The organism is Streptomyces sp. PTL18 (genome assembly GCF_059510295.1).
The window spans coordinates 1-8832 of sequence record NZ_JCAJZO010000066.1 but is presented as its reverse complement, the minus strand read 5'-3'; the positions used below and the strand labels follow the sequence as shown (position 1 = coordinate 8832).

General features: G+C 71.0%; 5 protein-coding genes and 1 tRNA gene. 5 read left to right on the top strand and 1 reads right to left on the bottom strand.

Going from position 1 to position 8832, the window contains the following annotated elements; all coding sequences use genetic code 11:
* On the top strand, window positions 1-2533 hold a 2533-nt coding region (locus AC5WS8_RS38595; RefSeq protein WP_496108145.1), incomplete at its 5' end, for a helicase associated domain-containing protein.
* Window positions 2534-2767: 234 nt separating this feature from the next.
* Here the strand turns inward: AC5WS8_RS38595 and AC5WS8_RS38590 are convergent.
* Window positions 2768-2842, bottom strand: a tRNA-Met gene (locus tag AC5WS8_RS38590).
* Between the two features lie 538 nt (window positions 2843-3380).
* On the opposite strand from AC5WS8_RS38590, the gene AC5WS8_RS38585 reads away from it, so the two are divergent.
* The 4 genes from AC5WS8_RS38585 to AC5WS8_RS38570 all read left to right on the top strand — a co-directional run.
* Entirely contained in the window at window positions 3381-4775 is a 1395-nt protein-coding gene (locus tag AC5WS8_RS38585) for a DNA-binding protein (protein WP_496108144.1), read from the top strand.
* A gap of 176 nt (window positions 4776-4951) precedes the next feature.
* The gene (locus AC5WS8_RS38580; protein WP_496108147.1) at window positions 4952-5716 is read left to right on the top strand and encodes a TnsA-like heteromeric transposase endonuclease subunit; all 765 of its coding nucleotides are present in this window, start codon (window positions 4952-4954) and stop codon (window positions 5714-5716) included.
* A gap of 59 nt (window positions 5717-5775) precedes the next feature.
* Complete coding sequence (locus AC5WS8_RS38575) at window positions 5776-7839, top strand: TnsB C-terminal domain-containing protein (RefSeq protein ID WP_496108143.1); 2064 nt, start codon at window positions 5776-5778, stop codon at window positions 7837-7839.
* Between the two features lie 74 nt (window positions 7840-7913).
* Window positions 7914-8832 (top strand): TniB family NTP-binding protein (locus tag AC5WS8_RS38570; protein ID WP_496108146.1); only part of this gene is annotated, 919 nt, incomplete at its 3' end.

The window sequence follows — 8832 nt, the reverse complement described above, 5'->3', positions numbered from 1 at the left end:
GATCACCGCCGCCGCGTGCGCGCTGGAGTGCTTCCCCCACGGCCGGATCCTCGTCACCGTGCCGACCCTGGACCTGCTCGTACAGACCGCCCAGGCATGGCGCCGGGTAGGCCACCGCTCCCCGATGGTCGCGGTGTGCTCGCTGGAGAACGACCCGGTGCTGAACGAGTTGGGGGTGCGTACCACTACCAACCCCATCCAGCTGGCGCTGTGGGCCGGGAAGGGGCCGGTCGTCGTGTTCGCCACGTACGCCTCCCTCGTGGACCGCGAGGACCCGGAGGACCCGATCGGCCAGAGGAAAGTCCGTGGACCGCTGGAGGCCGCTCTGGCGGGCGGAGAGCGGCTCTACGGCCAGCAGATGGCAGGCTTCGACCTCGCGATCGTGGACGAAGCCCACTCAACCGCAGGTGATCTCGGGCGGCCGTGGGCGGCCATCCACGACAACACGCGCATCCCCGCCGACTTCCGGCTCTACCTCACCGCCACCCCGCGCATCCTCGCCTCGCCCCGGCCGCAGAAGGGCGCGGAAGGCCAGGAGCTGGAGCTGGCATCGATGGGCCAGGAGTCCGACACCTACGGACCCTGGCTGGCCGAACTCGGATTGAGCGAGGCGATCGAGCGGGGCATCCTCGCCGGGTTCGAGATCGACGTGCTGGAGATCCACGACCCCTCCCCCGTCTTGGGGGAATCGGAGGAGGCGCAGCGGGGCCGGCGCCTGGCGCTCCTGCAGACCGCACTTTTGGAGCACGCGGCGGCGTACAACCTGCGTACGGTCATGACCTTCCACCAAAGGGTGGAGGAGGCCATGGCGTTCGCGGAGAAACTGCCGGAGACGGCCGCAGAGCTGTACGCCAACGACGCCTCGGACCATGACCTCGCGGCGGCGGACCAGTTGCCGAAGTCGTCGATCGACGCGCAGTTCTACGAGCTCGAGGCCGACCGCCACGTCCCGCCGGACCGGGTGTGGTCGGCGTGGCTATGCGGCGACCACCTCGTCACCGAACGGCGCGAAGTGCTACGCCAGTTCGCCAACGGCATCGACGCCGCCGGCCGCCGGGTCCACCGCGCCTTCCTCGCCAGCTGCCGCGTCCTCGGGGAAGGCGTCGACATCACCGGCGAACGAGGAGTCGAGGCCGTCTGCTTCGCCGACACCCGCACCTCCCAAGTCGAGATCGTCCAGAACATCGGCCGCGCGCTCCGCCCGAACCCGGACGGGACCACGAAAACGGCGCGGATCATTGTGCCGGTCTTCCTCCAGCCCGGCGAGGACCCGCGCGACATGATCGCCTCAGCCTCGTTCGCACCCGTTGTAGCCGTCCTCCAAGGCCTGCGCAGTCATGATGAACGACTCGTGGAACAGCTCGCCTCCCGTGCCCTCACCAGCGGGAAGCGCAAGGCGCACCTGAGGCGTGACGAGGACGGGCGGATCGTCGGGGCCGACGGCGAAGGGGACGGCGAGGACCAGGAGCACGACGACACCCAGGCCGCCGCCGAGTCCGCCCTGCTCCACTTCTCCTCTCCCCGGGACCCGGGCACGATCGCAGCCTTCCTCCGCACCCGGGTCTACCGGCCCGAGTCCCTGGTCTGGCTGCAGGGCTACCAGGCGCTTGTCCGCTGGCGGGCCGAGAACGAAATCACCGGCCTTTACGCCGTGCCCTACGACGTTGAGGTCGAAGTCGGGGCAACGAAATCCTTTCCACTTGGAAGATGGGTCCACCAACAGCGGAAGGCACTCCGAGCCGGGGAGCTCGATCCCCACCGCAAGGAGCTGCTGGACGCACCAGAAGCCGGGATGGTCTGGGAACCGGGCGAAGAAGCCTGGGAGAAGAAACTCGCCGCGCTCCGCTCCTACCGGCGCGCCCGCGGCCACCTCGCCCCCCGCCAAGACGCCGTCTGGGAGGATCCGGCCGACGGGACGCTGGTACCCATCGGGCAGCACATGGCCAACCTCCGCCGCAAAGGCGGCCTCGGGAAAGACCCGAAGCGGGCCGCCACACGCGCGCAACAGCTGGCCGCGATCGATGAGGACTGGAACTGCCCCTGGCCACTGGACTGGCAACGCCACTACGCCGTCCTCCGCGACCTCGCCGCCGACGAACCCCACGGCCACCTGCCCGACATCCAACCCGGCGTGACCTTCGACGGCGATGATCTCGGGCGGTGGATCGGGAGGCAGAAGCAGCCGGCCACTTGGGCGCAGCTGTCGACCGAGCAGCAGGAGCGGCTGTCTAGGCTGGGCATCGAGCCCGCTGAGCGGCCCGCTCCGGCAACGGCGGACGGGCGCGCGGCCAAGAGGCCGAGCAAGGCGCAGCAGGCGTTCCAGCGCGGCCTGACAGCCCTCGCGCAGTGGGTGGAACGGGAAGGCCAGCGGCCAGTGCCAAGGGGCCACAGGGAACAGATCACCGTCCACGGCGAGACGGAGCCGGTGGCCATCAGGCTGGGCGTATGGGTATCGAACACCAAATCGAGGCGCGACAAGCTCAGCGCGGAGCAACTGAACGCGCTGCAAGAGCTCGGCATGGAGTGGGCGTAGCTGGCGGCGGTGAGGGTGGAGTGGGCGGTGGCATAGGGCGCGTGGGAGGGTTGCTGCGAGGGTCCGTGCCGAACGCAGACGGCACGGACCCTCTCCGCACCTCAGCTGTCCTCAGGCGCCGGCCCTTCGGGCGCGGGCAGTCAGCGCGTCACGCAGGATACTGTCGGGCCTCGCGCCAACCTCGCGCAGTGGGATGAACGAGAAGGGCCCGGCTGCTGCCGGACCCTTCGCTCGTAGCGGGGGCGGGATTTGAACCACGCGACCTCTGGGTTATGAGCCCAGCGAGCTACCGAGCTGCTCCACCCCGCGTCGGTGACATCACCGTACGCCACACGCGCGACAACTGCAGGGATTTACCGGGCCGCTCGCACCATCTGACCTCTGCACGCGACAGCGCACAGCGCGTCGGGAGGCGCGATGGCGGCCGCCGCACGTCGGGATGTTCACGAGGGACGACAGGGGCACCCCGCCCTGCCGTGGCCAGTTACTCCTTGGGGGCGGTCCCATGCAACGTGCGACCGGGCATGGGACCGCCAAGCCCTGCCGTCCTGTCCGAGCCGGGCACTGAAAACCGTACGGAGACACGCTGCCCAGCGCACGGCCAGCAGCGCGTAGGAGTGGCCTTCGACACCGCCTGTGCAGGGCAAAGACCTCAAGGAGCGACATCAAGCGGGAGACGTAGGCCGGTGCGAGGGCTCGAATTGCGGGCGGCGAAGGGGGCACGGGACGGCCAACACTCGCCGACTCTGGAATCAGGCGTGTTCCTCTCCTGCCTCGTAGCGGTCCAGATCTTGGGCATCCCTTGCGAAAGCGCCCGCCGGGACGGTGGACACGAGACCGTGGTGGAGTGACCCATCACCCCGGCCTGCTGCGGACCGCTCCCCTGCAGAGGGAGACGACCTCGTCGCTGATCTGCCGCATCGCGAATCGCTACGGGCTGGAAGCGAAGGTTTTTCGGTCGTGCTGGCACTGGCGCAACTACCAGCCGGGGCACGACGGCGGGGGCGCGCGGGCCGACGCCGAGGTGCTGTTGAACGCAGCCGGACGGCAGCTCCTGGCAAGCCTGTGCGGCATCGAGGAAGACGTGCTGGCGCGGGCGTTGCCGTCCTGGGAACAGGAGGACGTCAAGCTGCCCGCCGAAGAGGACGCAGTGCCGGCGGCGGCGTGGCGGATCGGCGGCGCGGTCGCCGGGCCGGTGGCATTCGGCTGCCGCCTGTGCGCGGCCCGGCGTACCGGGACGGCTGTGCGGGTGATGCGGTACGCGCCGCTCTGGTCCCGGGTGTGTGTCCGGCACGGGCGGTGGTTGCAGGACGCGGACGCCGAGCAGCCCTTCGAGCACCTCGACCTGCGGGATCTGCCGGAGGTGGTCCAGGCGCATCGGTGGTGGACCGGGGTGGCGCGGCGGGCGGTGCGGGCCGGGGCCGAGCCGGAGCGGGTGTTCGCGCTGGCGCATGCGGTGGTGGCCCGGTGGTGGGAGCAGGCTTTGCACTGGGAGCGGGAGACGGTGTGGCCGCGGCGGCTGCACCAGGTTGCGGGCGGTGACGCCGGGGGTGATCTGGAGCGGTGGCGGATCGTGGGGCGGGACGCAGTCGTCTTCCCCGAGGTGGTGGCCGTCGCCGACGCGCTGTTGGACCCGGCCATGGCCGAGCTGGCGTGGTTGGACAGCGGTGCCGGACGGCCGCGGGCGCTGCCCGCCGACGGGATGTTCTGCCGCCGGCTCGGTGAGCGGGTCGGTCGGCCGTGGCTGGGGCCGCTGGCCGCGACCGACTACGGCGGCCCGCTGACCTCTTGGATGGGCAGCGTCATCCGCCTGCGCCGCGGCGCAGGCGGGCCGCCCGGATACGACAACGATCCATGGTGGCTGCGTCAGGAGCACCAGAGCGCGACCATGGCCGGGCAACTGAGGGTGCTGGGCAAGGAGAAGAAGGCGCCTGGCTCGGGCAGGATGTGGCGGGCGGCGGTGCCCGCCGAACAGCGCACGCTGATCACCCGGGCGATCGAGAGCGCCGAGGAACAGCTGCTCCAGCTGCGCGGCGTGCAGACCGGGCCGACCGCTGACGTCGCCCGGCAGCTTCTGCGCCGCCTCCGCCACAGCGCCGGCCTGATCGAGAACGCCTGGAAGCGGACCGCCCTGGTCGCGGTGAACGCCGGGATGCCTCTGGAAGAGGTGGCCCAGTGGGCGGAGATGTCTCCCGACGCCTTGATGAACATGCTGACGGCCGGCCAGGAAGACAGGGGCTGAAGCCCCGCTTCGGGAAGCGCGGAGCAGCCGCCAGAAGGGGGCTCGTCAACCGTTAGCGCACGCGGTACCCGTTCGTGGCAGGAATCGCCAAAACCAGGTGGATCCAAGCGGATACGGCTTGGCTGAAGCAGGTGATCAACGCAGATACGGCCGGGCCAGGAAGCCGGGCAGGGCGGGTGGCGGCCGGTCGCCATACCGGGTTCGAGGCGGTCTTTCTCGACCCCCTTGGGCAGGTGGTCCAGCAGCGGTGGGAGGACGCCGCCCTTGCGGTGGCGTTCGAGGACCTGGCGCCGGTGTCCGCGTTCCCGGTGATCCCGGGGCGGCGGTGGGGACCGGGCCTGTGGTGGTCGGCCACGACCGGACGGCACGTTTCTGCGGGATCGAACGCGATGCGCACCCAGCTGATCGTCCTCGACCGCGATCCGCGCGTGACCGCCCTGGCGGGGCGGCCGGTACGGCTGCTGTGGCACACCCCCCGCGGGCAGGTGCGTTCCTGGGTACCGCAGATCTTCGCCCGCTACAGCGACGGCACCGCCCTGCTCGCCGACTGCCCCAGCCATCCCGACGCCGGCGGCGCACGCGCCCTGGGCGCGGCCGAAGCAGTGGCGGAAGCGTGCGCGCACATCGGCTGGACCTACCAGCGGCTTGCGCCGCTGGATGAGGTGGTGGCGGCGAACCTGAAATGGCTGGCCGGCTACCGCCACCCCCGCAACGCCGGCCGCCCCGGCCTGACGGCGGCAGTCCTCGAGGCGTTCGCGCGGCCGCGGCCGCTGCTGGAAGGCGCCGAAGCGGCCGGCGACCCGATCGAGGTCCTGCCCGCCGTCTTCCACGCCCTGTGGCACAGACATCTGACGGCAGACCTGGAAACACCACTGCACGAACGCATCCTCGTCGGCCCGCGGGACTGGAGCGGCCCCGGAACGACGACAGGTGCCGGGTGACCACGCGGCGCAATGCCCGGCCGGCCGTGAAGGTCGGAGCTCACGTCCGGTTCCGCGGCGTGAAGTGGCAGGTGGTCGCCCTGTCCGGGCAGGACATCCACCTCCTCGGCCCGGACGGCGGCGGCCAGGCCGTGCTCGCCGGGCATCTGTTCGCCGATCCCGGCTTCAGCGTCATCGGGGCCGACGTGCCCCAGGCGGCCCCGCAGTGGGGGCTGTTCGAGACCGCCCCCGCCGCGGCGCGCGAGAAGGCACTGGCCTGGCAGCGGCACGTGAGAGAGGTCGAATGCGGACTGCCTGGCGGGCCCGGCAGCGAAGGAGCGTTACGGCCGCAGTACGACCCCGCACGGCACACGCTGGCCGAGCGGGAGCAGGCCAAGGCTGAGGAGCTGACCGCGCTCGGCTTCGGCCGCGTCTCGCGCACCACGGTGCAGCGCATGCGGCTCGCCTACCGCAAACAAGGCCTGTGGGGGCTCCTCGACCACCGCAGCACGCGCGCACCCACCCCCACCGGGCGGGCCGACGAACGGGTCGTCGCCGCGGTCCGCGAGGCGCTGCGCCGGCGGCGCGGCCGTTCCAAGGGCACCATCAACGGCCTGTTCCCGCTGATCAACCAAATTCTGGAGGACCGGCACGGCCCCGGTACGGTGCCCGCGCCGTCCCAGGCCACGCTGTACCGCCTGGTCACCACTCTCGCCCGCCCCGGCGAACTGCCCACCGGCCCCGTCCGGCCCACCCCCGCCAGCTTCCACGGGCGGGCCTTCACCCCCACCACCGCGCTGCGGCCCGGCGAGCAGGTCCAGGTCGACACCACCCGCCTGGACGTCCTCGCCCTCTTCGACGACGGCACCCTCGCCCGCCCCGAACTCACCATCGCCATCGACGTCGCCACCCGCGCCATCCTCGCCGCCGTCCTGTGCCCGAGCGCGACCAAGGCCGTCGACGCGGCCCTGCTGCTGGCGGAGATGGCCGTCCCGCACCCCGCCCGCCCCACCTGGCCGAACATCCTGCGCATGGACCGCGGCCCCGCACTCCCCCACCAGCAGCTGACCAGCCTGGATGAGCGCCTGGCCGGGGCTGCGGCCCGGCCCGTCGTCCTGCCCGAGACGATCGTCGTCGACCGGGGCAAGGTCTTCGTCTCCCGGGCCTTCACCGCCGCCTGCGAAACCCTCGGCATCAGCGTCCAGCCCGCCCCGCCCTTCGCTCCCACCGCCAAAGGCATCGTCGAGCGCGCCTTCGGCACCATCAACCACCTGTTCTGCCAGCACCTGCCCGGCTACACCGGATCCGACGTCACCCGCCGCGGCCCCGACACCGAGAAGGACGCCTGCTACAGCGTCCCCCACCTGCAGGACCTGCTCGACGAATGGCTGGTCCACTACCACCACCGCCCCCACGAAGGCCTGCGCCACCCGATGATGCCCCGCAAGGCCCTCACCCCGAACCAGATGTGGGCCGCGCTCGTCGCCGTCGCCGGATATGTGCCCGTCCCGCTCACCGGCCACGACTACCTCGAACTGCTGCCCGTGCGCTGGCAGGCCATCACCGCCTCCGGCATCCGCATCCACCACCGCACCTACGACGCGGACCTCCTCGCCCCCTACCGCGGCCAGCCCTCGCCCCACACCGGCCGAGGCGGCAAATGGGAGATCCACTACAACCCCCACGACGTCCGCCAGATCTGGATCCGGCTGCCCGACGGTGAACTCACCGAGATCCCGTGGATCCACCGCGACCACGTCCACCAGCCGTTCAACGACCACACCTGGCAGCACATCAGAACACTCGCCCTGCACAGCAACCACGGCGATACAGAGCAGTACGAAGCCGACCTCGCCGACGCCCTCGACCAGCTCATGCGCCGCGTCCACACCGGCCACGCCACCAAAACCGAACAGGCCCTCCTGGCCCGCACCGTCACCATCCCGCTCCCCCCAGCCCGCCATCCGCAAGACGACAGGGGCCCAAGCGCCGACAGGCAGGAGCAGCGCGAGGCCGAAGACGAGGACGAGGACGAGGACGACAGCATCGACGACCTCGACGACCTGCCCGACGACGACACGCCCGCCGCGGTGGCCACCGGATTCGGGCTCTACGACGCATACGAGGAAGCCGACAAATGGTGAGCCCGCGCCCGCAGAGCGCAAGCAGCACAGCCACCGGCGACGAACACGGCGATAACGCCGAGCCCTCCTGGCCGCTGACCACCTGGCAGGGCTGGCACCGCTTCGCCACCACCGACCCGCCCGCCCCGCCCCAGCCCGGCGACCCGCCCCGCAGTACGGAAGAGCGCCTGGCCTACCACTCCAGCTTCGTCACCATCCGCACCCCCGCCATCAGCACCCTCGCCACCCAGGTCCGTACCCTGATGATCCTCGGCCGCCACCAACAGGCCACCGCACGGCCCTCACTGATCGTCACCGGACCCGCAGCAGCAGGGAAAACCACCGCCCTCCTCCACGTCGGCCGCGCCTGCCACCTCGCCCACACCCGCAAAAACCCCGCACCGCCCGGATCAGCACACGGAGCGGCACCCGTCGCGTACGTCCTCGTCCCACCCGGCGCTACCGCGAAAACCCTCATCACCGAATTCGCCCGCTACCTCGGCATCCCCACCACCACCCGCATGACCCAGACCCAGATCACCGACGCCGTCTGCCACACCTACACCCAGGCTGGTGTCCAACTCGTCCTCATCGACGAAATCCACCGCCTCAACCCCCGCACCACCACCGGCGCCCAAACCGCCGACCTGATCAAAGACCTCACCGAACGCCTGCCCGCCACCTTCGTCTACGCCGGCATCAACGTCACCGACACACCCCTCTTCAGCGGGACACGCGGCGCTCAACTCGCCGGACGCGCCACCCTCATCGACTGCGGCCCCCTCCCCGCCCGCCACGGCACCCGCCGCCCCTTCACCGACGTCATCACCGACATCGAAAACAACCTCGACCTCACCGGCCACAAACCCGGCACCCTCCCCCGCCACGCCCCCTACCTCCACCAGCGCACCGCCGGACGCATCGGAAGCCTCACCCGACTCATCCGCCAAGCAGCCATCACCGCCATCCACGACGGCACCGAACGCATCACCAAGCAATCACTCGACACCATCC